General features: G+C 71.9%; 22 protein-coding genes. 9 read left to right on the forward strand and 13 right to left on the reverse strand.

Translation table 11 applies throughout. From position 1 onward, the window contains the following. The first annotated feature begins 32 nt into the window (after positions 1-32). The gene (locus tag ACZ7L6_RS30890; RefSeq protein ID WP_471929542.1) at positions 33-2003 is read left to right on the forward strand and encodes a heavy metal translocating P-type ATPase; all 1971 of its coding nucleotides are present in this window, start codon (positions 33-35) and stop codon (positions 2001-2003) included. A gap of 285 nt (positions 2004-2288) precedes the next feature. On the opposite strand, the gene ACZ7L6_RS30895 is transcribed toward ACZ7L6_RS30890, so the two are convergent. From ACZ7L6_RS30895 to ACZ7L6_RS30910, 4 genes are all read right to left on the reverse strand, one after another. Continuing rightward, positions 2289-3356 carry a LacI family DNA-binding transcriptional regulator gene (locus tag ACZ7L6_RS30895; RefSeq protein ID WP_471929544.1) on the reverse strand — a complete coding sequence of 356 codons (1068 nt, stop codon included), beginning with the start codon at positions 3354-3356 and terminating at the stop codon, positions 2289-2291. 104 nt (positions 3357-3460) lie between these two features. Then, positions 3461-5824, reverse strand: coding sequence for a beta-galactosidase (locus ACZ7L6_RS30900; protein WP_471929546.1), 2364 nt, complete (start codon positions 5822-5824; stop codon positions 3461-3463). Further along, positions 5821-7587 (reverse strand): beta-galactosidase, encoded by a 1767-nt coding sequence (locus ACZ7L6_RS30905; protein WP_471929548.1) that lies wholly within the window; start codon positions 7585-7587, stop codon positions 5821-5823. Before ACZ7L6_RS30905 ends, ACZ7L6_RS30900 begins: the two co-directional genes overlap by 4 nt. A 66-nt stretch (positions 7588-7653) precedes the next feature. Further along, the gene (locus tag ACZ7L6_RS30910; RefSeq protein ID WP_471929550.1) at positions 7654-8826 is read right to left on the reverse strand and encodes an MFS transporter; all 1173 of its coding nucleotides are present in this window, start codon (positions 8824-8826) and stop codon (positions 7654-7656) included. Positions 8827-8976: 150 nt separating this feature from the next. Here ACZ7L6_RS30910 and ACZ7L6_RS30915 point away from each other — a divergent pair, with 150 nt between their 5' ends. From ACZ7L6_RS30915 to ACZ7L6_RS30925, 3 genes are all read left to right on the forward strand, one after another. Further along, positions 8977-9690 carry a helix-turn-helix transcriptional regulator gene (locus ACZ7L6_RS30915; protein ID WP_471929552.1) on the forward strand — a complete coding sequence of 238 codons (714 nt, stop codon included), beginning with the start codon at positions 8977-8979 and terminating at the stop codon, positions 9688-9690. After that, a complete protein-coding gene (locus tag ACZ7L6_RS30920) occupies positions 9687-10673 on the forward strand; it encodes a threo-3-hydroxy-L-aspartate ammonia-lyase (protein WP_471929554.1) in 987 nt (328 codons plus the stop codon). The genes ACZ7L6_RS30915 and ACZ7L6_RS30920 overlap by 4 nt, the downstream gene beginning before the upstream one ends. A 143-nt stretch (positions 10674-10816) precedes the next feature. After that, the gene (locus ACZ7L6_RS30925; RefSeq protein WP_471929861.1) at positions 10817-11173 is read left to right on the forward strand and encodes a cupin domain-containing protein; all 357 of its coding nucleotides are present in this window, start codon (positions 10817-10819) and stop codon (positions 11171-11173) included. Positions 11174-11197: 24 nt separating this feature from the next. Here the strand turns inward: ACZ7L6_RS30925 and ACZ7L6_RS30930 are convergent, their stop codons facing one another. Then, positions 11198-12172, reverse strand: a complete 975-nt coding sequence (locus ACZ7L6_RS30930) for an NAD(P)-dependent alcohol dehydrogenase (RefSeq protein ID WP_471929556.1) — start codon at positions 12170-12172, stop codon at positions 11198-11200. Between the two features lie 183 nt (positions 12173-12355). Between ACZ7L6_RS30930 and ACZ7L6_RS30935 the strand changes: the two genes are divergently transcribed. Then, positions 12356-13057: an SDR family oxidoreductase gene (locus ACZ7L6_RS30935; protein WP_471929558.1), complete on the forward strand. Its 702-nt coding sequence runs from the start codon at positions 12356-12358 to the stop codon at positions 13055-13057. 50 nt (positions 13058-13107) lie between these two features. Here ACZ7L6_RS30935 and ACZ7L6_RS30940 read toward each other — a convergent pair whose 3' ends face one another. Continuing rightward, positions 13108-14466 (reverse strand): VWA domain-containing protein, encoded by a 1359-nt coding sequence (locus tag ACZ7L6_RS30940; RefSeq protein WP_471929560.1) that lies wholly within the window; start codon positions 14464-14466, stop codon positions 13108-13110. Further along, complete coding sequence (locus ACZ7L6_RS30945) at positions 14463-15320, reverse strand: AAA family ATPase (protein ID WP_471929562.1); 858 nt, start codon at positions 15318-15320, stop codon at positions 14463-14465. Before ACZ7L6_RS30945 ends, ACZ7L6_RS30940 begins: the two co-directional genes overlap by 4 nt. A 149-nt stretch (positions 15321-15469) precedes the next feature. Here ACZ7L6_RS30945 and ACZ7L6_RS30950 point away from each other — a divergent pair, with 149 nt between their 5' ends. Beyond that, positions 15470-16039 carry a TetR/AcrR family transcriptional regulator gene (locus ACZ7L6_RS30950; RefSeq protein WP_471929564.1) on the forward strand — a complete coding sequence of 190 codons (570 nt, stop codon included), beginning with the start codon at positions 15470-15472 and terminating at the stop codon, positions 16037-16039. 45 nt (positions 16040-16084) lie between these two features. On the opposite strand, the gene ACZ7L6_RS30955 is transcribed toward ACZ7L6_RS30950, so the two are convergent. The 6 genes from ACZ7L6_RS30955 to ACZ7L6_RS30980 form a co-directional block, all read right to left on the reverse strand. Further along, positions 16085-17395 carry an FtsX-like permease family protein gene (locus tag ACZ7L6_RS30955; protein ID WP_471929566.1) on the reverse strand — a complete coding sequence of 437 codons (1311 nt, stop codon included), beginning with the start codon at positions 17393-17395 and terminating at the stop codon, positions 16085-16087. A 3-nt stretch (positions 17396-17398) separates the two neighbouring features. Then, positions 17399-18190, reverse strand: coding sequence for an ABC transporter ATP-binding protein (locus ACZ7L6_RS30960; protein ID WP_471929568.1), 792 nt, complete (start codon positions 18188-18190; stop codon positions 17399-17401). A 223-nt stretch (positions 18191-18413) separates the two neighbouring features. Beyond that, the gene (locus ACZ7L6_RS30965; RefSeq protein ID WP_471929570.1) at positions 18414-19424 is read right to left on the reverse strand and encodes a 2-hydroxyacid dehydrogenase; all 1011 of its coding nucleotides are present in this window, start codon (positions 19422-19424) and stop codon (positions 18414-18416) included. An 81-nt stretch (positions 19425-19505) separates the two neighbouring features. Continuing rightward, positions 19506-20207 carry a response regulator gene (locus ACZ7L6_RS30970; protein ID WP_471929572.1) on the reverse strand — a complete coding sequence of 234 codons (702 nt, stop codon included), beginning with the start codon at positions 20205-20207 and terminating at the stop codon, positions 19506-19508. Between the two features lie 204 nt (positions 20208-20411). Next, a complete protein-coding gene (locus ACZ7L6_RS30975; protein ID WP_471929574.1) occupies positions 20412-21140 on the reverse strand; it encodes a CBS domain-containing protein in 729 nt (242 codons plus the stop codon). Positions 21141-21176: 36 nt separating this feature from the next. After that, the gene (locus ACZ7L6_RS30980; RefSeq protein ID WP_471929576.1) at positions 21177-21641 is read right to left on the reverse strand and encodes a cyclic nucleotide-binding domain-containing protein; all 465 of its coding nucleotides are present in this window, start codon (positions 21639-21641) and stop codon (positions 21177-21179) included. A gap of 458 nt (positions 21642-22099) precedes the next feature. Here ACZ7L6_RS30980 and ACZ7L6_RS30985 point away from each other — a divergent pair, with 458 nt between their 5' ends. Genes ACZ7L6_RS30985 through ACZ7L6_RS30995 form a run of 3 tightly spaced genes read left to right on the forward strand, consistent with a single transcriptional unit; the run spans position 22100 to position 24945 of the window. After that, positions 22100-23017: a universal stress protein gene (locus ACZ7L6_RS30985; RefSeq protein ID WP_471929578.1), complete on the forward strand. Its 918-nt coding sequence runs from the start codon at positions 22100-22102 to the stop codon at positions 23015-23017. 27 nt (positions 23018-23044) lie between these two features. Continuing rightward, the gene (locus ACZ7L6_RS30990; RefSeq protein ID WP_471929580.1) at positions 23045-24067 is read left to right on the forward strand and encodes a zinc-dependent alcohol dehydrogenase; all 1023 of its coding nucleotides are present in this window, start codon (positions 23045-23047) and stop codon (positions 24065-24067) included. A 5-nt stretch (positions 24068-24072) separates the two neighbouring features. Beyond that, positions 24073-24945, forward strand: a complete 873-nt coding sequence (locus tag ACZ7L6_RS30995) for a universal stress protein (RefSeq protein WP_471929582.1) — start codon at positions 24073-24075, stop codon at positions 24943-24945. The last annotated feature ends 104 nt before the right edge of the window (positions 24946-25049 follow it).

The following is a 25049-nucleotide window of genomic DNA, read 5'->3' on the forward strand; positions in this document are numbered from 1 at the left end:
CGGGTCTTCATTCGTTCCTCTATGGTGGGGGCATGACTGCCACGCTCACCCCACCCTCGGTCGACCACGCCGCGGCTGCGCGCGTGCCCCGGCGGCGCACCCGGCTCCTCGCGCTGCCGGAGGTCCGCTGGGCCGTCGCGGCCACGGCACTGTTCCTGCTCGCGCTGCCCCTCCAGCTCGCCGGAGCATCCGCCTGGACCTGGGGCCCGCTGTACGCGCTGTCGTACGCCACGGGCGGCTGGGAGCCGGGTTGGGAAGGGCTCAAGGCGCTCAAGGACAAGACCCTCGACGTCGATCTGCTGATGGTCGTCGCCGCGCTCGGCGCCGCCTCCATCGGGCAGGTCATGGACGGCGCCCTGCTCATCGTCATCTTCGCGACCTCGGGCGCCCTGGAGGCCCTGGCGACCGCCCGCACCGCCGACTCGGTGCGCGGCCTGCTCGACCTGGCCCCCGCGACGGCCACCCGGATCGCACCCGACGGCAGCGAACGTGCCGTCGCCGTCGAAGAGTTGGTGGTAGGGGACATCATCCTCGTACGGCCGGGCGAGCGGGTCGGAGCCGACGGCCGGGTGCTGGACGGAGCCGGCGACGTCGACCAGGCGAGCATCACGGGAGAGCCGCTTCCCGCGGCGAAGGTGCCGGGAGACGAGGTGTTCGCCGGCACCCTCAACGGCACCGGCGCGCTGCGCGTCCGGGTGGAACGCGACGCCTCCGACTCCGTGATCGCCCGGATCGTACGGATGGTGGAGGAAGCCTCCGAGACCAAGGCGCCCACCCAGCTCTTCATCGAGAAGGTCGAACAGCGCTACTCGCTGGGCATGGTGGCCGCCACGCTCGCCGTGTTCGGTGTCCCGCTCGCGTTCGGCGAGGAGTTCTCCGAGGCGCTGCTGCGCGCCATGACCTTCATGATCGTCGCCTCGCCGTGCGCGGTCGTCCTGGCCACCATGCCGCCTCTGCTGTCGGCCATCGCCAACGCCGGCCGGCACGGCGTGCTGGTGAAGTCGGCGGTGGTGATGGAACGCCTCGGACAGGTCGACGCCGTCGCCCTGGACAAGACCGGCACGCTCACCGAGGGCACACCGCGCGTCGTCGACGTACGACCGCTGCCCGGATCCGGGCTCGACGCGGACGAGTTGCTGACGCTCGCCGCCGCGGCCGAGCACCCCAGCGAGCACCCGCTGGCCCGGGCGGTCGTGGACGCCGCGCGCGACCGGCGCCTCCACCTGCCCACCGCGCAGGAGTTCACGTCCGCGCCCGGCGTCGGGGTCAAGGCCGTCGTGCGCGGCCGTACGGTCGAGGTGGGCGCCCCGGCCCGCCTGCTCGACGGCGCTGACACGACGGTCGTGACCCTGGCCGGGGAACTGGAGGCGTCCGGCCGTACCGCCGTCCTCGTGGCCGTCGACGGCATCCCCGCCGGAGCGCTGGGCATCGCCGACCGGCTGCGCGCCGACGCCGCGGCCACCGTCGCCTCCCTGACCGCGCTCACCGGCACCGTCCCGGTCCTGCTCACCGGCGACAACCCCCGGGCCGCCGCCCGTCTGGCCGCCGAGGCCGGCATCGAGGACGTGCGCGCGGGGCTGCTGCCGCAGGACAAGATGGCCGCGGTCAAGGAGCTGGAGGGCGCGGGCCGCAAGGTGCTGGTCGTCGGGGACGGCGTCAACGACGCACCCGCCCTGGCCGCCGCCCACATCGGCGTCGCCATGGGCCGCGTCGGCTCGGACCTGGCCCTGGAGACCGCCGACGCGGTGATCGTCCGCGACGAACTCGCCGCCGTCCCCGCCACCGTCGCCCTCTCCCGCCGTGCCCGGAAACTGGTCGTGCAGAACCTCGTCATCGCCGGGGTGTTCATCGCCGGCCTCGTCACCTGGGACCTGCTCGGCACCCTGCCGCTGCCGCTCGGCGTCGCGGGTCACGAGGGCTCCACGGTCCTCGTCGGCCTGAACGGGCTGCGCCTGCTGCGGGACGCGGCCTGGAAGCGGGCGGCGGCCGAAGGGACCGGCTGACGGCCGGCGGGCAGCGGCGGCGGGCGGCGGGCGGCGGGCGGCGGGCGGCGGCTCATTGTGCGGGGGCCGCCGGCCCGCCCGGTGACTCACGAGTGGGCCGACCGGCGGATCCTGCTGGTCGGCTGTTCGAACTCAGCTGCCGTGTCCCGTCGGCCGAGCGCGCGGGTCACCCCATCGGCGATGCCGGTCGTCGAGTCCAGCCACACGAGCTGACCGCCGCAATTGTGCTCGGTGACCGCCTCGGCGGCCCCTGATGACCTCCGGCCGTCGTCGGGGAGGACGCCGTCAGCGTCCGGGTGCCGGGCCGCTGCTGTGGCGGATCACCAGGTCGACCGGGACCAGCGTGTCGACCCGGGGCGACTCGGCGCTGCCGTCGAGCCGGTCGAGGAGCAGGCGCAGTGACCGCGTGCCGATCTCGGCGAAGTCCGTGCGCACGGTGGTCAGCGGGGGCAGGAAGTGCGCGGCCTCGGGGATGTCGTCGTAGCCCACGACGCTGACGTCGCCGGGGACGGAGCGGCCTGCTTCGTGCAGGGCGTGCAGCAGGCCGAGGGCCATCTGGTCGTTGGAGGCGAACACGGCCGTGACGTCCGGACGGGCGGCCAGGCGCCGGCCCAGCTCGTAGCCGGAGTCGGCGCTCCAGTCGCCGATCAGCGGCTCCGGGACTTCGGCCCCCGCCGCCTCCAGACCGGCCTGCCAGCTGCCCAGCCGGAGGTCGGCGGAGGTCCAGCCGGTCGGGCCCGCGATGTGCCACACGGTGCGGTGGCCCAGGTCCAGCAGATGCTCGACGGCCTTGCGGGCGCCGGTCCGGGAGTCGCCGGTGACCTGCTGGGTTTCGGTGTCGAGGCCGTTCTCCAGCACGACCAGCGGGGTGTCGAGGCGGGTGTCCGCCAGGGCCTTGCCCACCCACAGCTGGGGGGCGATGGCGATCACACCGTCCGCGCCCTCGGCCGACAGCCGGTTCACCGCCTCGACCACGGTGTCCGGCTCGGCCGTGTCCAGCGCGATCGAACTCAGCAGGTAACCCGCCTCCTGCGCCGCCGTGTTGATCGCGGTCAGGATGGCGGCGGGCCCGTAGCGGGCGGCGTCGAAGGAGATCACGCCGACCATGCGGGTCCGGCCGCTGGCCAGTGACCTGGCACTGCGGCTCGGCCGGTAGCCGAGCGTCCGCATGGCGGTCAGGACCGTCTCGCGGGTCTCGGGCCGCACCGACGGATGGTCGTTGAGGACGCGGGAGACGGTCTGCTTGGAGACCCCGGCCAGCCGTGCCACATCGTCCATCACGGGGCGCGCGCCCGCGAAGTTCCGTCTGCTGCGCCCTCTCGGAGCGGAGCCGTCGGCGGAGCTTCGGGTCATGATCGCGTTTCCTCGACGTCGGTACGGCAGTGCGGTGGTGTTCCGCCCCGGCAGGACCCCAGCATAGGCAGGGCGACGGGGCGGAATCCCCGACGGGCGCCGCCTCAGCCCGACCGCACCGTCCAGGTACGGCTCCGGACCCACTCGGCATGAGACACGACAGCCGTCCGCGCCGCGTCCGCCGTGTCCCGCGGCACGTACACCTGGGCATCGGCATGCAACGGCAGCACCCGCACGCACAGCGCCGCTCCCGCGGGGAGCCGCCCGATGTCCCAGCACCGCCCGGAGAAGAACTGGTCGGCGACCAGGGTGTCTCCCACATACGCCCGCCCCACGTCCCCGGCCCAGTGCAGCCGCAGAAGAGTCCCTTCCGGGAGATCCTCCGGCACGTCGATGCGGTACTCGGCGGCCACCGTGTCGAAGTACTTGTCCGCAGGCACGCTCGCCCGGTCCAGCACGCCCGTCATGGGCTCGGGCGCAGGACCCGCGGGCCGGATCAGGGCCACCGGGGCATCAAGAACCGCATCCCCGCCCGCCCCGAAGCTGTACCGGGAGAACACCCCGTCCGCCTCGCCGGCCACCGTCTCCCCGTCCACCACCGGAGCATGCTCCGGCGCGGGCAGCACGGCGAACGACGACCCCGCGGCAGCGCCGTGCACCCGTATCTCGTCGCCGTCGAACACGACCCCGTCCGGGCACAGCACGAGCCGCTCGGCGCCCCATGCCTCACCCCGGTAGACGGTACGAGCCGTCGCCGCGTCCAGCACCAGCAGGCCGGCCCGCCCACCGTCCACCGTCCCGACCTCGACCAGCGCGTCGGTACCGGCCCGCAGCCCCGTCACCAGGACCCGGCCGCCGACCTCGGCGATGTCCCCGGTCGGCGCGCTGACGGACGTCACCGTGCTCGCGTCCAGGGCGAGTTCGGGCGCGATGCCGTCGGTGGCGGCCAGCACCAGGACGGTACGGCCGTCCACGTCGACCGTGCACACGGGCTGAGCGGTGGCCCACTCCAGCCGCAGCCCCGCCACCTCCAGACGCAGCGGCCAGCAGAAGTAAGCGCCCTCGGGGACGGTCACGGGGGAGCTGGGAAGCGTCAACGCTCCTGACGCGTCCGGGAATTCGACCGTGAAGCAGGTGCCCGGGTGCGCCGGCAGCGGCTCGTGCGGCTGGTGGTTGTTGACGAACAGGAAGCCCGAGCGGCCGTCGCTGCGGACCGCCCATCGCAGGGTCTCCCGGTCGTGCTGGCCGTCGGGCCGGTGTTCCGGGAGCACGGACTCCATGGGGGCGATGCGGTGACCGAAGTCCGCCAACAGCAGGTGCTGGAGGCGGAGTTCGTGGTACGAGGGCCGGTACTGACCGTACTCGCCGAGCGGCGCCTGGAAGTCGTACGTCAGCACGGGCAGGTCGTTCGGATACGCCGTGGCGTGGGACTCCTGCAGGGTGGACCGCTCGCCGAGCGGATTGGTGCCGCCGTGGAACATGTAGTAGCCCTGCCACACCGAGCCGCAGCCGATCTTGGTGAGCCCGAGCGCGCCGATGTCGGCGGCGTCCAGTCGCGGCCGCCGGTGGTAGGCCACCGCCATGCCGCCGCCCAACTCGCAGGTGGCCCAGGGGAACCGGTCCGCGAGGGCGTCCGGGTCGCCGCCCCGGACGGTGGTCGGCCGCAGGTCGGCGCCGATGCCCTCGTCGTCTCGCTGGTGGGTGAAGAAGAAGTGCTTGCGGCAGGTGTCGGGCCAGCCGCCGTCCGCCTCGGTCCAGAAGGCCTCGGGGTAGCCGCCGTAGAGGGGGAACAGTTCGTCGCCCGGCAGCTGTACGCCACCCCACGCGGTCGACGTCCAGATGGGCGCGCGGAGACCGGCCTGCTGGGCCATGCGCTTGAGTGTGCGCAGGTGGTCGGGCTGGTCGTAGAGCTCGTTCTCGATCTGGATGCCGATGACCGGGCCGCCGTGGCCGCGGTCGAGGCCGTGCAGTTGCCCGGCGATCGCCGCGAACCAGGCGCGGACCGGCTCCAGGTACGCCGGGTCGTCGGTGCGGGGCGTGCAGTCGCGGGCCAGGAGCCAGTCGGGCAGGCCGCCGTTGCGTACCTCGGCGTGGGACCAGGGGCCGATGCGGGGGATGAAGTCCAGGCCGTGGCGGGCGCAGAGCTCGGCGAAGCGGCGTACGTCCCGGTTGCCGTCGAAGCGGATCCGGCCCTCGGTCTCCTCGTGGTGGATCCAGATGAGGTAGCTCGCGACGGCGGTCACGCCGCCCGCCTTCATCTTCAGGAGTTCCTCCTCCCACTCCTCGGCGGGGTAGCGGGAGTAGTGGAACTCGCCGGAGACCGGGAACCAGGGGCGGCCGCCGCGGGTGAGCCGGCGGCTGGTCACCTCGATCGGGTCGGGCACGTCCGGTGCGTCGGCGAAGGGGAGGTGGCCGGTCGGCGGGGGAGTGGCGGGCGCGGGGACGCGCAGGCGGTGTGGGTGGGTCACCAGGTGTTCTCCGGTCCGAGGTCGGCGGTGTCGGTGAGCTGGGCGCGGGTGGCGGTGGTGGCCTGCAGTTCCAGGACGACGAGGTGGTTGGTGCCCGGGCGCAGGACCGGCGCGGGGACGTACAGGGTGTGCTGCGGGCCGCGGCTCCAGTAGCGGCCGAGGTGGAAGCCGTTGATCCAGGCCTGGCCCTTGGTCCAGCCGGGCAGGGCGAGGAAGGTGTCGGCCGGGGTGGCGACCTCGAACGTGCCGTGGTGGAAGGTGGGTCCGGCGGCCGTGGGCGCGTCGGACGGGGCGAACGGCACGGTGTCCAGGTCGTGCAGCGGCAGGGGGTGGCAGTCCCAGCCGTGCAGCGGGGTGCCGTCGAAGGTGACGGGGCCGAGGAGGCCCTTGGGGGCGCCGATGCGAGGGCCGTAGTTGACGCCGCCCATGTTCTCGACGAGGACCTCCAGCCTGGCGCCGGGGTGCGGGACGCGTACCGGGAGGGTCTCGTCGTGGCGTTCGCGTTCCAGTACGCCGACGGGGGCGCCGTCGACGAAGACCTGGGCGCGGTCGCCGACACCGCCCGTGAAGTGCAGGAGGCCGTCGCCCGCCGTGTCGAAGGTCGTGCGGTACAGCGCGTAACCGGTCTGCAGGTCCAGGTCGTTCATCGTCGCCGGGTCCTCGGTGCGGATCGGCTTCGCGAGCCTCTCGACATGAGCGAGGAGGGAGGACCGGCGGTCCAACTCAACTGTGGTGGGCGGGAGTTTGGGAGCCGGGGCGGGCACGGGCTCGTCGGGCACCGGTGCGTGGCGGGCGATGACCTCGCGGAAGGCGCGGTACTTGGGGCCGGGATCACCGCACTCGGTGAGGGCCGCGTCGTAGTCGTAGGACGTGACCGTGGGCTCGTAGGCGTACTTGTGGTTGGCGCCGTTGGTGAAGCCGAAGTTGGTGCCGCCGTGGAACATGTAGATGTTGACCGAGGCGCCCGCGGACAGCAGGCGGTCCAGGTCGGCGGCGGCGTCGGCCGCGTCCCGCACATGGTGGGGGCCGCCCCAGTGGTCGAACCAGCCGATCCAGAACTCCGCGCACATCAAGGGGCCGTCGGGCCGGTGCCTGCGCAGCTCCGCCAGGTTCTGGTCGACCCGGCTGCCGAAGGTGGCGGTCGCGAGGACTCCGGGGAGGCTTCCGGTGGCCAGGTGCTCGGGGTCGGCCTGGTCGCAGGTGAAGAGCAGCTCCTCCACGTCCCTGGCCCGGAAGGCCTGTTCGAGACGTTTCAGGTACGCCGTGTCGTCGCCGTAGGCGCCGTACTCGTTCTCCACCTGCACGGCGATGACCGGGCCGCCCGCCGCGGCCATGTACGGCAGCAACTCGGGCAGCAGAGCGTCGAAGTAGCGGTCGATCGCCTGTGTGAAGCGCGGATCAGCGGTGCGCAGCCGGATGCCGGGGTCCGCGAGGAGCCAGGACGGCAGGCCGCCGTCGTCCCATTCGGCGCAGATGAACGGACCCGGGCGCAGCAGGACGTGCAGGCCCTCGTCGCGGGCGAGGCTCAGAAAGCGGGGCAGGTCGAGGAAGCCGTCGAGGACGAGGGGTCCGTCGGGATCGGGCTGATGGGCGTTCCACGGCACGTACGTCTCCACCGTGTTGAGGCCCATCAGCCGTGCCTTGCGCAGCCGGTCGGCCCACTGGTCGGGGTGGATCCGGAAGTAGTGCATGGCGCCGGAGATGATCCGGAACGGCTCGCCGTGGAGCAGGAAACCGTCGGACGACGCTGTCAGAGCGGACATGCGGAGACTTCCCTTCGGTGCGGACAGGCAGGGGGGAGGGAGGATCGGCGACGGGCGGGGCGCAGGTCAGCGGGGCCGGGTGGCGCGGATCAGCCAGAGCGTCGCCGTCAGGCACAGCGCCGAGACGGCGCCCAGGAGGAGCGGGACACTGCGGACGCCGGACCACTCGATGGCCTTGCCCAGCGCCGGACCCGCCACCACGCCGCCGACCATGGAGGCGGCGATGACGAGGGCGCCGGCCCGGCGGGCCTGCGGGGCGGCCCGGTGGAGCCAGGGCAGGCCGGTGGGGAAGATCGGCGCGATGAAGAGGCCGACACCGGCGTAGGCGTACGGGGCCAGCCCCGGAATCGCGGCGAGCAGCAGGCACACCGTCATGCCCGCGCACGAGACGGTGATGATGGCCCGGTCCGAGAAACGCAGCGCGATCGGGGCCACCAGGAAGCGGCCGAGGGTCATCATCAGCCAGTACACGGAAGTCGCGGTGGCGGCGAACCCGGCGCCGTAGCCGACGGTCTCCAGATGGGTCGGCTCCCAGCCGCCGACCCCGGCCTCGATGCCGACGTGCAGGACGTACAGGGCGACGAACACGGCGAGTACGGAGCCGAGGCTGCGGGCGAGGACCTGGCCGCCGTACGACTCGTCGGCCGCCTCGGACTGCTGCGGCGCCCGGTCGCGTACGCCGCGCAGGCACAGCAGCAGCGGGAGGTTGGCCAGCGCGAAGCCGAGGAAGACCGCGGGGTAGTGCGCGGCGCCGACCGCGCCGATCAGCGCCGGGCCGAGGATCGCGCCGATGCCGAAGTGGGCGTTGAGGATGTTCAGCATGGCGGTCGAACGGTGGCCGAAGCCGACGGCGAACAGCTGGTTGAGGCCGTAGTCGATCCCGCCGAAGCCCAGCCCGGCCAGGAGCGCCATGGCGAGCGCGGTCGGCCAGTTCGGCGCCAGCGCGAAGCCGGCCGCGCCGACGGCCATCAGCAGATACGAGGTGCCGAGGATCTGCCGGTTGCCGATCCGGCCGTAGAGCCGGTCGAAGAGCAGCACGCCGGCCACCCCGCCGACGAAGTGCGCGCTCAGCCCGAGACCCGCGGCCGACGGGGACAGGCCGAACTCCTCGCGGAAGGCGGGGATCGCCGGGCCGTACAGCGCCTGGAGGGCGCCTATGAGCATGAAGCCGACGCAGGAGGCGACCACTGCGGCAGGGCTGAAGACCCGTGGGTGCGGGGGTGCCGACGTCACTGTCATGAGGCGTGATGTTACCGGTAACATCACGCGGGTCGTCAAGATCGGCGCACTGGGCCATCTGATTTGGACTGTCAGTACAGAGATTGGACATGTAGTCTAGAAGTGGGCCCGGGGACAGCGTCCGGGTCCAGGACGGACGGGGAGGGTGCGATGGCCGCCGATCAGGCGCTGGAAGCCGAGCGGGACGCGATCGTCGCCGCGCTGACGCCGGTCGTCGACGGGCTCGCGGCGACGTTCGGGCCGATGTGCGAAGTGGTCCTGCACGACTACCGGCAGCCCGAGAAGTCCGTGGTCGCCGTGGCCGGTTCGGTCACCGGGCGGACCGTGGGCGGGGCGATGAGCGAGATCGGCATGCGGATCGTGGCGCGCGGCGACGAGGCGGGCGACGAACTGAACTACGTCACCCGGACCCGGAACGGCAAGCTCGTCAAGGCGTCCACCATGGTGCTGCGGGACTCCACGGGCACCGTCTTCGGCGCCCTCTGCGTCAACCTGGACGTCACCGCCGTGGGCGACGCCCATGCCCTGCTCGGCGCGCTCGCCGGATTCGGCGGCACCTCGGCCGACGTCCCGGTCACCACCTTCGGCAACGACATCGACTCCGTCGTCGACGCCATCCTCGACGCCCACCAGCTCCGGCAGAACGGCAGCTGGGCCGCCCTCGACCGCGCCCGGCGCCTGGAGCTGTTCCGTGGCCTGGACGAGCGGGGCGTCTTCGCCGTGCGGCGCGCGATCGAGCAGGTCGCGGCACGGCTCGGCATCTCCCGCGCCTCCGCCTACAGCTATCTGTCGCAGGCGCGCGCCGAGGCCGGGACTACCACGGGCCGAGCGACCGACCAGACATCCAGTGGAGGACACGCGTGACGACCACCACCCCGCCGATCACCCTCGACGACGTCCGTGATGCCGCCGCGCGGCTCAAGGGCGTCGCGCACCGCACGCCGGTGCTGCGCTCCCGCACCCTCGACGCCCTCGTCGGGGCCGAGGTCTTCCTCAAGTGCGAGAACTTCCAGCGGGTCGGCGCCTTCAAGTTCCGCGGCGCCTACAACGCGGCGTCCCGGCTGAGCCCGGAGCAACTGGCCCGGGGCATCGCCGCCTACTCCTCCGGCAACCACGCCCAGGCCGTCGCCCTGGCCGCCCGGGAACTCGGCACGAGCGCGGTGATCGTCATGCCCGAGGACGCCCCGCCGTCCAAGCGGGCCGCCACCCTCGGCTACGGCGCGGAGATCGTCACCTACGACCGCTACACCGGCGACCGTGTCGCGATCGGGGAGGCCCTGGCCGCCGAGCGCGGGCTCGCCCTGATCCCGCCCTACGAGCATCCCCACGTGATGGCGGGGCAGGGCACGGCGGCCCTTGAACTGCTCGAGGAGATCGGCGAGTTGGACGCCCTGATCACGCCCGTCGGCGGTGGCGGGCTGATCGCGGGCAGCGCCACGGTGGTCAAGGGCCTGCGCCCCGGGGCCCGGGTGATCGGGGTCGAGCCGGAGGCCGGGGACGACACCAAGCGATCCCTGGAGGCGGGGCGGCGCATCAGCATCCCGGTGCCGCACACCATCGCCGACGGCCAGGCCCTGCACACGCCCGGCGAACTCACCTTCTCCGTCAACCGGCGGCTCGTCGACGAGATCGCGCTGGTCACCGACGACGAGATCAGGGACGCGATGCGGTTCGCCTTCGAACGCCTCAAGATCGTCGTCGAGCCGAGCGGTGCCACCCCGCTGGCGGCCCTGCTCACCGGCCGGGCGGGACGCCTGCCGCGCCGGGTCGGCGTGATCATCTCCGGCGGCAACATCGATGCCGGGCGTTTCGCCGAACTCTGCGGCGACCAGGGTGACCAGGGCTGAGCGGCCGTTCGCCGAATGGCGGCCCCGGGTGGCCGGGCGGACGATGGACTGGTAGGGGGTCGGCCGCCGACGGCGGTGCCCAGGGTCGCCGGGGAGACCGGCCCCGGCCGCGGTGAACCGCGGCCGGAAGGGAGCGCGTCATGGTGTTGGAAGTGAAGCCGCTCGAGAAGCCCGACGAGCGACGTGATTTCCCCCGCGGCCACCTCGAAGCCGTGCACATGACGGACCTCGACTTCGCCGTGGCGACCTTCGAGCCCGGCTGGCGCTGGTCCGAGTCCGTGGGCCCGATCGCGGGCACCGAGAGCTGTCGGATGCACCACAACTGCTACGTGGTCCAGGGCCGCATGCACATCCGCATGGACGACGGCGGCGAACAGGAAGTCGGCCCCGGCGACGTCTTCGTCTGCTCGCCCGGACACGACGCCTGGGTCGTGGGCGACGAGCAGTGCGTGGTCTACGACTTCCAGGGGCAGACGGCGAGGGAGTACGCGAAGAAGTAGCGCCGGCCGTACCGCGCCGGCTCGTCACACGGTGACGACGATCTTCGCGCGCGCGTGCTCCACCTCCAGGTACCGGATGGCCTCGGCCGCCTCGCTGAGCGGATACGTCCGCTCGACGACCGGGGTCATCTTGCCGGACTCGGCGAGCTCGCGCAGGGCAGCGAGGGTCGCCTTGGTCTGCCTGGCCGCGAGTTCGAGCATCCGCCGGCGGGTGAAGGGTGCCGCCAGCCGCCTTTGGAAGAAGAGCGCCATCGGTCCGAAGACGCTGCCGCCCTCGTACACCCCACCGCCGGACAGCACTAGCGCGCCGGTGGGAGTGACCGCGCGCCGGAGGCCGGCCAGCGAGTGGTTGCCCACCAGGTCCAGAACGACGTCGTAGCGCCGGCCGCCGCCGGTGAAGTCCTCGCGCGTGTAGTCGATGACGTGGTCCGCGCCGAGAGAGCGGACGAGGTCGACGTTCCTCGTGCTGCACACCGCGGTCACCTCCGCGCCGTACGCCTTGGCGAGCTGCACCGCGAACGTGCCCACCCCGCCCGACGCGCCGTTGACCAGGACCGTCTGGCCGGGCTGCACCCCCGCCACGTCGCGCAGGCCGATCAGGGCGGTGTTCCCCGCCAGCGGTATCGCGGCGGCCTGCTCGAAGGTCAGGTTGGCCGGCTTCGGGCCCACCATGCCGTCCTTGGCACACACGAACTCGGCGAACGCGCCGTCGGCCTCCCCGTACACCTCGTCACCCGGCTTGAGCCCGCTGACCCCCCTGCCCACCGCCTCCACCCGCCCGGCGAAATCCCGGCCCCGGACACGCGCCTTGGGCCTGCTGAACCCGAACACGGCGCGCGCGAGCTTCGGGTCGCCGTGCATGTAGTGCCAGTCGTACGCGTTGACGGATGCAGCGTGCACCCGCACCAGCACCTCGCCGGCAGCCGGCACGGGCCTGTCGATGTCCCTGAACTCCAGCGTGTCCGCCGAGCCGTACCGGTCCTGAACCACTGCCTTCATGGCGTCCCCCTCTGGTTGTGGCGAGCGTACGGAAGGCGCGCGGGACCGCATATCGGGGGCGAACCCTGATTTTGTCCCGGACGGGCCCTTACCTTGCCCCCAGGAAACCGATCGGTTTACGCTGGCTCCCACGCAATGGAAACCGATCGGTTTCCCTCGGCTCGGCCCCACTGGGAGAGACTCATGACCACCATCGAAGGCTCCGTCGCCCTGGTCACCGGCGGCAGTCGCGGCATCGGACGCGCGCTGGTCGCCGCCCTCTACGAGCGCGGTGCGAAGAAGGTGTACGCCACCGCCCGTGACCCGCGCACTGTCACACACCCCGACGCGGTGCCGCTCGCCCTGGAGGTGACCGACCCCGCCTCGGTCGCGGCGGCCGCCGAGCAGGCGCAGGACGTCACCCTGCTGATCAACAACGCGGGCGCGTCGGTGAACGCGAACTTCCTCGACTCACCCGTCGACGACGTCCGCCGGGAGTTCGAGACCAACTTCTACGGACCGCTCCTGGTCACCCGGGCCTTCGTGCCCGTCATCGAGCGCAACGGCGGTGGCCACATCCTCAACGTCCACTCGGTGCTGTCGTGGATCGGCCTCGCCGGCTCCTACAGTGCCTCCAAGGCCGCCTTCTGGTCGCAGACCAACTCCCTGCGCCTCGACCTGAAGCCGCGCGGCATCGACGTCACCGGCCTGCACGTCGGATACGTCGACACCGACCTGACCGCCGGCATCGACGCGCCCAAGTCCACCGCCGAGAGCGTCGCGGCCCAGGCCCTCGACGGGATCGCGTCGGGTGCCTACGAGGTCCTGGCCGACGACATCTCGCGGCAGGTCAAGGCCGGGCTGTCGGCCGATCCGGCCACCCTCTATCCGCAGCTCGCCGCCTGATCGCGGCGGATCCGCAGCTCGTCGTCCGATCGCGGCGGATCCGCGGCCCGTCACACCGGCAGCAGTCGCGCCACCAGGGCGCTGAGCTGCCGGGCGGTGCGGCACTCGTGCATCTCGACCAGCTCGGCATACGCGGGCGCGACGGAGTCGCCCGTGCCCCAGCGGGAGCTCTGCTCGGGGTTCAACCAGTAGACGCGGCGCGCCCGTTCGGCGATCTGCCGCACGGCCGGCAGGTTCGGATCGCTCATGTTGGTGCGGGCGTCGCCGAGCACGAACACGGTCGTGCGCGGGCCGACCGCGTCGCCGTACCGCTCCGCGAACTCGCCCAGCGCCAAGCCGTAGTCGCTGCTTCCGTGATAGCCGGTGAGCGTGGCCTCCGCCTGGATGCGGGCGCCGAGCCCCTCCGGGTCGGCCGTGCCGCGCTGGACTAGTCCGGTCACCTCGTCGATCCGGTTGACGAAGGCGAACACCCGCACCTTGCTGAACTGGTCGTGCAGCGCCTGCACCAGCAGCATCGTGAAGTCCGAGAAGCCGGACACCGAGCCGGACACGTCGCACAGCAGCACCAGTTCGGGGCGGACGGGCCGCCGTCGGCGCAGCACCGGCCTCATCGGCACCCCGCCCGTCGACAGGGAACCGCGCAGCGTCCGCCGTAGATCGATCGTGCCCCGGGAGGCCCGGCGGCGACGGGCCGCGAGCCGGGTCGCGAGCTTGCGGGCGAGCGGCTGGACCGCCCTGCGCAGCTCGGACAGTTGCGCCTTTCCGGCGAACAGGAAATCCACCCGGTCGGCGGTCGGACTCACCGCCCGCCGGGCGATCTCGTCCCGTCCGCGCCGCTCGGCGACCCGGCGCCGCGCCTCCGCGGCCACCAGTGCCCGGAACGCCTCGATGCGCCGGCGGATCTCGTCCTCCAGTAGCCGGTCGGCGAACCCCGAACTGCCGCCCTGGGTACGGATGTTGTCCCGGACACGGGCGAGCAGGGTCTGCGGGCGCAGCCGTTCGAGCGTCTGGTACGACGACCAGCCGTCCGACTCCGGTGAGGAACCGTAGCCACCGAAGCCGTCGACCGCCTCCACCGCCAACCGGGCCATCATCGCCCGGTCGTCCGCGGTGAGCGCGGCCGCCAGCCGGTCCCGCAGCGCCTCCCGCCCCGCGGCCTGCTGCTCCGGCGCGCCGACGCCGCGCGGGAAGTACAGGTCGAAGACCGGATCGAACACCTGCCGCCCGCCGGTGCCGTGCAACAGCGTCGCCGCCAGCCCCTCGCGCAACCGCTCCCGGTCCGTGAGGCCGAGCACCTCGATCGCCCGTGCCGCGTCCACCGTCTCGCTCGTACCGATCCGGAAGCCGTGCTCGCGCAGTGCGCCCACGAGCGACGTCAGCCGCTCCGCGACGCCCGCGGGCGTGGTCACAGGGCGTCCAGGTCGAGCTTGGCGGTCGCCTTGAGCACGTCGTCCTGATGCTTGAGGAGCACTCCGAGGCTGGCCTGCACGACCGTCTCGTCCAGCGTGCCGGCGCCGAGCGCGAGCAGTGTGCGCGCCCAGTCGATGGTCTCGGCCACCGACGGCACCTTCCGCAGGTCCATCGCCCGCAGCGCGCCCACGACCCGCACGACGGAGCGGGCCAGCGCCTCGTCGAGCCCCGGCACCTTCAGCCGTACGATCCGGCGCTCCAGCTCCTCGTCGGGGAAGCCGATGTGCAGGAAGAGACAGCGGCGGCGCAGCGCCTCGGACAGCTCGCGGCTCGCGTTGGAGGTGAGGACGACGAAGGGCCTGCGCGTCGCGGTGATGGTGCCCAGTTCCGGGACGGTGACCTGGAAGTCGCTGAGCACCTCCAGGAGCAGGCCCTCCACCTCGACGTCCGCCTTGTCGGTCTCGTCGATGAGGAGCACCTTGGGGTCGTCGCCGCGGATGGCCGTCAGGAGCGGGCGCGTGAGCAGGAACTCCTCGCTGAAGATGTCCGTGCTCGTCTCGTCCCACGTCTCGTCGCGGCCCGCGCTGATGCGCAGGAGCTGCTTTGCGTGGTTCCACTCGTACAGCGCCCGGGACTCGTCGACCCCCTCGTAGCACTGCAGACGCACGAGCCGCGCCCCGGCGACCTCGGCGACGGCCTTGGCGAGCTCCGTCTTGCCCACTCCCGCCGGGCCCTCGACCAGGAGCGGCTTGCCGAGGCGGTCGGCGAGGAAGACGGTCGTGGCGACCGCGGGCGAGGCGAGATAGCCGGTCTCGGCCAGGCGTGCGGAGACGTCGTCGACGGATGTGAACAACGGGGCCTCCAGGTCGGCGGCGACGGTCGGGACGGTCAGAGCACCTATCTAAGCGCTTGTTCAGCGATGTTGTCACGGGGGTCCCGGGGATCGGAAGGGGGGAGACCGATCGGTTTCCTGTCGCCTCGTGGCGAGGTAACCTCGCCCGTATGGCCACATCAGACAAGGCGTCCACCAGGGACCGGCTTCTCGACGCCGCGGCCGAGCTCTTCTACCGCGAGGGCGTCTCCGTCGGCGTGGAGGCGCTCTGCCGGACCGCCGGGGTCTCGAAGCGGTCCATGTACCAGCTGTTCGCGAGCAAGGACGAGGTCCTCGCGGCGAGCCTGGAGCGACGGCTTCCGGAGTACGGGGCCCAGCTGGTGCCCACCGCGCAGGACACCGGCACGCCCCGCGACCGGATCCTTCAGGTCTTCGCACGGCTGGAGAAGGCGTCTGCTGAGCCCGCGTACCAGGGCTGCCCCTATCTGGCCGCGCTGGTCGAGCTGAAGGACCTCGAACATCCGGCGAGTGTGGTCGCCCATGGGGCGAAGGAGTGGCTGAAGGGCTTCTTCCGCGCGCAGGCCGAGGAGGGCGGGGCGCGGGATCCGGAGCTGCTCGCCCGTCAGCTGATGCTGGTGTTCGACGGGGCGAGCGCCCGTGCCGGTGCCCGGATCGAGACGCTGGACGGGTTGGTGACCACCACGGTCACGGCGCTGCTCGATGCCGGCGGCGTGCGGTGAACAGGGCGGCCGCCGAAGCGACCGCCCTCATCGTGCGGGTCGTTCTCACGACGCCACCGCGACCGCCCCGACCGCCGGAATCCGCAGCATCCGCCGCGCCGTGACCAGGCTCGTGCCCAGCGTCACCGCCGCCGCGATCGCGACGACCGTGCCCCCGATGCCGTAGAACTCGCCCGGCAGCACCCCGTCGCTGCGGACCACGGTGAAGGGCACGATCCCCGCCAGCGCGGCCACCATCCCGAACAGCACTCCCGTGACGGTCAGGATCAGCGTCTCGGCGCCGACCGCCCCGAGCACCTGGCCCGGAGTCGCCCCGGCCAGCCGCTGCTGACCGAACTCCCGGGCGCGGTAACTCGTCGCGGCATACAGTGAGTTGACCAGCATCACACAGACGAACACCACGATGATGCCGACGACCGTGAAGTTGAGCGTCTCGAGGTTCTTGGCGTCGATCGACTTCGTCAGCCCCGAGGCCTCGACGGCGTCGCTCTCCACCGCCTGCATGGTGAGCGTGGCCGTGGCCACCGCCGTGAACAGGATCAGCGACATCAGGATCCCGGCCAGATGACCGGCCCGCTCCCGCAGATTCCGCACCGCCAGCCAGCCGCTCGCCCCGTTCAGCGGCAGCCGGTCCAGTACGCCCTCCAGCAACCGCGGCGCCATCAGCGCGCAGCCCACCGACAGCAGGATCGCCCCGTAGGCGGGCGGCGCCATCAGGGCCTCGTCCGTCGCCGAGAAGACGAAGGTGGAGGAGATGGACACCGCACCGGTGAGCAGCGCGGCGTATGCGAGGAACTTCCGTGCCCCGCCCCGCCGTTCGTGCCCGCGCGTCGCCCGCCGTACGGCGAGGAAGGCGGCGCCCGCCGACGCGAGCAGCGTGATGTCGATGCCCGTCATGAGCGCGATCGGGCCGAAGGAGTGGTCGACGGACTCGGCGACCTGCCCGCTGTCCTGGAACATCTCCAGCAGTGCCCGACCGCCCAGCATCGCCGAGCCGATCGCCAGCGCCGCGCCCACCAGGGCCACGACCACCGCCTCACCCACGACCATCCGCTTCAGCTGTGCCGGGGTCGCCCCCGAGCAGCGCAGCAACTCCAACTCGGCCGCGCGCTGACGGACGTTGACCGTCAGGGCGGAGGCGACGGCGAAGAACACCAGCAGGGTGCCGTAGCCGCCGACGACGCCCGCCGCGAGGGACAGCGTCTCCGCGCTGGTCGAGTCGACGCCGTCCTGCGCCGCCGTGTCGTGCAGAGAGTTGAACGTCATGATGATCGCGGCGCCCAGGAACGCGCACAGCAGAGTGGCGAGAAACCGCCCGGGACGGTGCCGTATCGACCGCATGGCCAGCAGGGACATCGCTCACACCCCCAGCGTCACGTCGTCGCCGAGGTGCGCCAGCCGCTCGGCCACCGCGTCCGGGGTCGGCGCGTCCATCCGGCCCGCCAGCCGGCCGTCCGCCAGGAACAGCACCGAGTCGGCGTAGGAGGCGGCGACCGGGTCGTGGGTCACCATCACGACGGTCCGGCCGTGCACCCGCACCGCCTGCTGGAGCAGCCGCAGCACATCGCGTGCGCTGCGGGTGTCCAGGGCGCCCGTCGGCTCGTCCGCGAAGATCACCCGGGGCTCCGTCACCAGGGCCCGGGCGATCGCGACGCGCTGCCGCTGACCGCCGGACAGCTGGTCCGGGCGGTGCCCGAGCCGGTCGCCGAGACCGACGGACGTCAGGACCTCCCTGACCCGCCTGCGGTCGACGCGCTGCCCGGCCAGTTTGAGCGGCAGCACCGTGTTCTGCGCGACGGTCAGCGTCTCCAGCAGGTTGTACTGCTGGAACACGAACCCGATCCGCCCGCGCCGGAACTTCGTCAACTCGGCCTCGCCGCCCTCCGTCAGCTCGGTGCCGTCCACGCGCACGATGCCGCTGTCGGGCCGGTCCAGGCCCGCCGCGCAGTGCAGTAGCGTGGTCTTGCCGGAACCCGACGGCCCCATCACCGCGGTGAAGGTGCCCCGCCCGAGCCCCAGCGTGATCCCGTCCAGCGCGGTCACCGCACTGTCGTGCGCTCCGTAGGTCTTGGCGACCTTGACCAGCCGGAGCGCTTCGGCGGCGGGTCCCTTGTCGTGCGTGCGTCGCGAGCCTGCGCGAAACATCGTCATCACTCTCCGTCCGGCACTCCCTGTGCCCTGCGGAAGAAGCTACGGAGACGGCGGCTTGACCACATTGGGCGCAGAACCCGTATCGCCCGGTGTACTCAGCGACACCATCGGCCTGGGGCAGACCCGGGGCCGAGGACCATGTCAGGGGTGAGCCGACGGCCCGGTCGTGGAGGGTGCTGCGGATGTGCTCAGCGGGGAACGCCCCGCGTACCGTCTGCCCGCCTCATCCGAGGCCCGGGGGGACGAGGGTGTTGTCGCTCGTACGGTCGGCGAAGTAGTCCTCGATGTTGCGCACGGTGGTCTCGGCGATCTGGCCGACGGCGTCCCGGGTGAAGTACGCCTGGTGGGAGGTGACCAGTACGTTGGAGAAAGTCATCAGCCGGGCCAGGCGTTCGTCGGTCATCACCTCCAAGGACTTGTCGAGGAAGAACACCCCGGCCTCCTCCTCGTACACGTCCAGGCCCACGCCGCGGAGGCGACCGGTGCGCAGGGTGGTCAGCAGGGCGTCGGTGTCGATCAGGCCGCCGCGGCTGGAGTTGATCAGAACCGCGTCCTCCTTCATGAGCCCGAGCATCCTGGCGTCCACCAGGTGATGCGTGTCCGGCAGCAGCGGTACGTGCAGACTGACCAGGTCGGACTCGGCGAACAGCCGTTCGCGTGGGACGTACTCCATGCCGAGGGCCAGGCAGTCGGGGTTCTGGGTGATGTCCCAGCCCAGCAGGCGCATGCCGAAGCCGTGGGCGATGCGGGCGAACACCGTCCCGATCTTGCCGGTGCCCACCACACCCGCGGTGCGGCCGTGCAGGTCGCGGCCCATCAGCCCGTCGAGGCGGAAGTCGAACTCACGGGTGCGGTGCGCGGCCCGGACGATCCGGCGGTTCACGGCAAGGGCGAGGGCCCAGGCGAACTCGGCCACCGAGTGGGGCGAGTAGTAGGACACCCTGGCCACCGTGAGGCCCTGTTCCCGTGCCGCGGTCAGGTCGATGTTGTTGTAGCCGGTGGCCCGCTGGGCGACCAACTTCGTCCCGCCCTTGGCCAGGTGCCGCAGTACCTCGGCGTCGAGGGTGTCGTTGACGCTGCTGAGTACGATCTCGCGGCCGGCCGCGGTGGGCGCGGAGTCCCGGTTGAGGAACAGCTGCAGGCATCGCAGTTCGTGGTGGTTGAATGCCCGGTTGAATGCTTCCTCCAGGAGCGGCCTCTCGTCGGCGAAGACTCCGTACGCGATGATCTCCACGTCGTTTCCTTCCGCTGCACGATGGCATGTCCCACCGGTCCCACCAGTGACTCCAGGCAGCGGTCCGTGCCACGGCTGGGGTCACGGCCTTCGGCGCTCGCTCGTCCCGGGCTGCTCCAGGTGCGAGGCGAGGACCGCGGCCTGGACGCGGCGCTGGACGCCGAGTTTGGCCAGCAGGCGGGAGATGTGGTTCTTGACCGTCTTCTCGGACAGGTAGAGCTTCTTGCCGATCTCGCGGTTGGTCAGGCCGTCCCCGATCAGGGCGAGGATGTCACGCTCGCGGGGCGACAGGCTTGCCAGCTCGGGTGCGATGGTCGGCGTCTCGGCGGGGTCGGCGCGCAGTGAGCGCATCAGGCGGGCCGTGGTGGCGGGGTCCAGCATGGACTGGCCCGAGGCGACTGTGCGGACCGCCGAGACCAGGTCGGAGCCTCTGATCTGCTTGAGGACGTAGCCCGAGGCCCCGGCCATGATGGCGTCGAGCAGGGCGTCCTCGTCGTCGAACGACGTCAGCATGAGGCAGGCCAGCTCCGGCATCCGGCTGCGCAGCTCGCGGCAGACCGTGATGCCGTCGCCGTCCGGGAGGCGTACGTCGAGTACGGCGACGTGTGGGCGCAGCGCCGGCCCGCGGACCAGCGCGTGCTCGACGGTGCCCGCGTCGCCGACCACCGAGATGTCCGGCTCGGCGTCGAGCAGGTCCGTCAGGCCCCGTCGTACGACTTCGTGGTCGTCCAGCAGGAACACGCGGATCGGGTTCTGCTCCGTGAAGGTGCGTGTCTCGGTCATGACGGCCCCTTGTTCCCGATGGCTCACGGTCCGCGGACCACGGACTGCCCGTGATGCCGATCATTGCCCGCCGGAGCCGGATGCACCAGGGCCGTCCGGCCCCATCGGCTGCGAGATGCGCCCCGAACGGCCCAACGGCCATGGTTCAGCGGGCCTCGGTCGTGTCCCGGTCGAAATCCAAGATCACGCGGGTGGCCCGCCCCTCTACGAGCCGTCCAGAACCCGCTGGACCGGAGTCGGGCTTCCCGCGGCTGTCGCGTTCGACGAGTCGCCGGACCCGGCGACGCTTGTGCGGCCCTGAAGCTCGAAGTCCACATCCACGACCCCTTCCACTGCGCGCACGAGACGGGCGGCCACGGGGACCAGAGACGTGTCCCGGACACGTCCAGCCAGGTGCACCACTCCATCGTGCACCTGGACCCGGAGCGCCGAGCCCGGCGACGGGAAGAGGTGGGCCACCACCTCGCGCCGCACCTCCTCGGCGATCTCGTCGTCACCGCGCAGGAACACCTTGAGCAGGTCGGCCCTGCTGACGACGCCCTCCAGCATGCCCAGCTCATTGACCACCGGCAGCCTCTTGACCTTGGCGTGCGCCATGGTCCGGGCGGCCTGGGCGAGCGTCGCGTCGGGGCGGGTGGTGAGCGCAGGGGAGGTCATCAGTTCCTCCGCGGTGATCGCGCCGGCCTTCGCCAGGTCGGACAGGCGGCGGAGCTGGGTGTAGCGGTCGGGGTCGCTGTCGCGGAACTCCTCCTTGGGCAGCAGGTCGGCCTCTGAGACGACGCCGACGACGCGACCCTCGCCTTCCAGGACCGGCAGGGCGCTGACCTTCCAGTCCTGCATCAGCTGCACGATCTCCTTGAAGGTGGCCCTGCGTCCGACGGCGGTGACCGTGTGGGTCATGACGTCACTGACGAGGTGCGGGGTGCTGTACATGGTGGCTCCCTCGGTCTCTTCCGCTCGCGGGCACCTTCAGACGTAGCTGCCGGAGCCGTACGGGGCGTACAGATCCAGCAGCCGGGTCCGGGCGGAACGGAGGCGGTGGGAGAGCACGTCACCGACCCATCGGGTGACGGCGTGGCCCATGGCCGGGTCCTCCCGGCACATCGAGCGGACGGCCGTGGCGTCGAATTCGTACGCCCGTACCAAGGTCGTTGCCTCGGCGCCCAGGTGCCAGACGTGCGGGGTGAACAGCCAGGACCAGCCGACGAGTTCGTTGTGCCGCAGGGTCTCGATGACGGCCGGGCGGCGGCCGGGCACGTGCATGTCGAGCTCGATGGTGCCCGTGCGGATGATCCAGAACCGGTCGGCCTTGCCGCCTTCCTCGAACAGGCGTGTCCCTTGCGGGAAGGACACCTCGCGGGCGACGCGCATGAGTCGCTCCCGGTGCTCGGCGGGCAGGGCGCGCAGCGTGCTGGGCGTGGGGGTACTGATCATGGTGTGCCTCCCGACGGGTGCAGGTGCTTCCACCGCCAGCGTCTGCCCGCAGCCGCCGACGGGACATGGGCCACCCGGCCCCTGGAGGGGGCCCACCCGGCTCCGAGCTTCGGCAGCGGCTTCTTCTCGAGTCGGCGGGGTACGCCGCCAAGGCGTGGACGACCCCAACGGGTCATGACGACAGGGCCGTTCAGCCCTACGGCCACGGACCTTCGGCATCCGGCGGCCACCGCCCGGCCACGGCGAGAGTGAGCGGCGGCGGACACCGACCGACCGTCCCCCATCTCGCTGAAGGGATCACCACCATGGCCGGTGCGGTGGGCCGGCGCTGGGACTACCGCACCACGCCGGACCGGTCAGGGCCGGTCGGCCCCTTGCAGGGACCTTGCGGCCCCTGCCATGGGGCTGTGTCCGAAGACGAAGCTCGACTCGGGACCACCGGTTCCGGAGGTGGAATCATGACCCGCACCATCACCCTCAGCGTCACCGTCGGCCTCGACGGTTCACGTGAGAGCCGCGCGGCGGCCGAGTGGGCGGCCCGCGAAGCACAGTTGCTCGGGTTGCCGCTGAAGCTGGTCCACGTCTGGGAGCCCGTACCGGCGCGCATGGCGCAGGCACCGCTCCTCGGCGCCGAGACCCAGCAGCACTGGATCGACCGGATCCCCCGCGAAGCGGCCGAGGGCATCCGGGTGCGTCACCCCGGCCTCGACGTGATCATCGAGCAGCAGACCGGCCGGCCCGCCGAAGTGCTGGCCGACCTGGCGAAGGAGGCCGAACTGCTTGTTCTCGGCTCCCGGGGACTGAGCGGCATCGGCGGTTTCATGGTCGGCTCGGTCGGACTCGCCGTCGTGGCGCACGCCGAGCGGCCGGTCGTCCTGGTCCGCGCCGACCAGCAGGCCGCCGACGAACACGAGATGGACCCCGCAGGCATCCCGTCCGCCGCGACCGCATTCCGGCCTGTCGTCCTCGGCCTCGACATCGAGAGTCCGGACGAGGAACTGATCGAGTTCGCGTTCGCCGCCACCTCCCGTCGTGGGACCTCCCTGCGGGTCGTGCACGGCTGGAACCCGCCTCCGTACTACGCCTACGGCCTGTCCGCGGACCTCGAACTCCACGGGGCCCTGGCACGGGGCGACACCACTGCCCTGACCGAGGTCATACGCCCGTGGCGCAAGAAGTTCCCGGAAGTCGAGGTCACCGCGGAATCCCACTTCGGCACGCCCGGCAGCCATCTTGTCGACGCCTCCCGCGAAGCCTCCCTGGTCGTCGTGGGCCGTCGGATCCGCCGCAGCGCGTTCGGCTCCCACATCGGTCCCGTCACCCACGCCGTCCTGCACCACGCCACCGCTCCCGTCGCCGTCGTCCCGCACGGCTGACCCACCGTCCCTCAAGGAGCAGAAACCATGAAGGCAGCAGTCGTACGAGCCTTCGGCGAGCCCCTGGTCATCGAGGACCGCCCCGACCCCGAGCCCGGCGCCGGTCAGGTCCGCGTCCGGGTCGAGGCCTCCGGGCTGTGCCACACCGACATCCACGCCGCCCACGGCGACTGGCCCGTCATGCCCAACCCGCCCTTCGTGCCGGGCCATGAGGGAGTCGGCCTGGTCGAGAAGCTCGGCGACGGCGTCACTCACCTGAGCGTCGGGCAGCGGGTCGCCGTTCCCTGGCTCGGCAGGGCCTGTGGCCGGTGCGAGCACTGTCTGTCCGGCTGGGAGACGCTGTGCGAGCAGCAGATCAACACCGGCTACGGCTGCGACGGTGGCCACGCCGAGAAGATGCTCGCCTGGGCCGACTTCGCCCAGCCGGTGCCGAAGGGCGTCCCCGCTGTCGACGCCGCCCCGCTGACCTGCGCCGGCGTCACCACGTACAAGGCGCTCAAGGTCGCCGACGTACGGCCGACCCAGCTCGTGGCGATCTCCGGGATCGGCGGGCTCGGTCACCTGGCCGTGCAGTACGCGAAGATCGCCGGAGCCACCGTCGCAGCCGTCGACGTCACCGACGAGAAGCTCGAACTCGCCGCCGAACTGGGCGCCGACCTCGTCATCGACGCCCGCAAGCACGATGTGGGCGAGGTGCTGAAGCGGCACGGCGGCGCGCACGCGGCCATCGCGCTCGCGGTGAACGAGGCCGCGTTCATGGCCGTCAACTCCGGGCTGCGGCGGGGCGGCAAGCTCGTGATGGTCGCTCTGCCCGCCCACGGCACGATCGAGCTCCCGATCTTCGACACCGTCCTGAACGGGACGAGCGTGATCGGCTCGATCGTCGGCACCCGGCAGGACCTCGCCGAGGTCTTCCGACTGCACGCGGCCGGCCGCACCCGGGTCATCTGCGAGACCCGCCCGCTCAGCTCCGTCAACGAGTCCATCGACGACGTGCTGCGCGGCCAGGTCAAGGCCCGGATCGTCTTCGACCTCGGTGTGGGACGGTGAGGGCGATGGACCTGCCGATCGTCGTCGGCGTGGACGGTTCCGAGCCCAGCCTGCGGGCCGTCGACTGGGCGGCCGACGAGGCCGTACTGCGCGGGGTGCCGTTGCGGCTGGTGTACGCCTCGCTGTGGGAGCGATACGAGGGTGCCGCGCTCGCCCAGGACCTGGGCAAGCCGTCCGAGCAAGTGCGGGCCGAGGACATCGTGGAGACCGCCGCCCTGCGTGCCCAGCGCCGGCAGACCGACGTGAAGATCTCCACCGACACGCTTCCCGAGGAACCCGAGTACGCCCTGGTGCGCGAGAGTCGCAACGCCGCCCTGCTCGTGACGGGCACCCGCGGCCGGAGCGGTATCACCGAGGCGCTGCTGGGGTCGGTGAGTCTCACCGTCGCCGGGCACGCGCACTGCCCGATGGTCGTCGTCCGCGGCAGCCACGACAACCTGGTCCGGTCGGGGCCGCACGGTCGCGTTGTCGTCGGCGTCGGGGAGAGGCGGACGACTCCGGCCGCTGTGCGTTTCGCCTCCGACGAGGCGCGGCGGCGAGGCGCGGTCCTGGAGGTCGTTCGCGCCTGGCGGTGCCCCGCGCACGAGACCACGGACCACCCTCTGCTCGCCGGGGAACCCGCCCGGATGCATGAGCGGCAGGCCGTGGAGGTACTGGAAAAGGCGCTGCACGACGTCTGCGCCGATGTCGAAACTCACCGCCGTGCGGTCGAGGGCACCACACGCAGCGTCCTCGCGGACGCCTCGCGCGGTGCCGACCTCCTGGTCATCGGCGCCGAGCGTCGGCACCGGCACTTCGGGCTTCAGCTGGGCCGGGTGGCCCACGGGGTGCTGCACCATTCGGCCTGTCCGGTCGCCATCGTGCCGGAGCGGCAGTGAGCATTCGAGCACGGACGCCCTGCGCGGCAGGGTCACCGACATGCGGCTGAACTGCCGGTTTCACCGGCCCTGCGAGCTGAATCGACGACTTCCGGAGTCTCCTT

This window comes from Streptomyces sp. NPDC107522 (genome assembly GCF_055657525.1).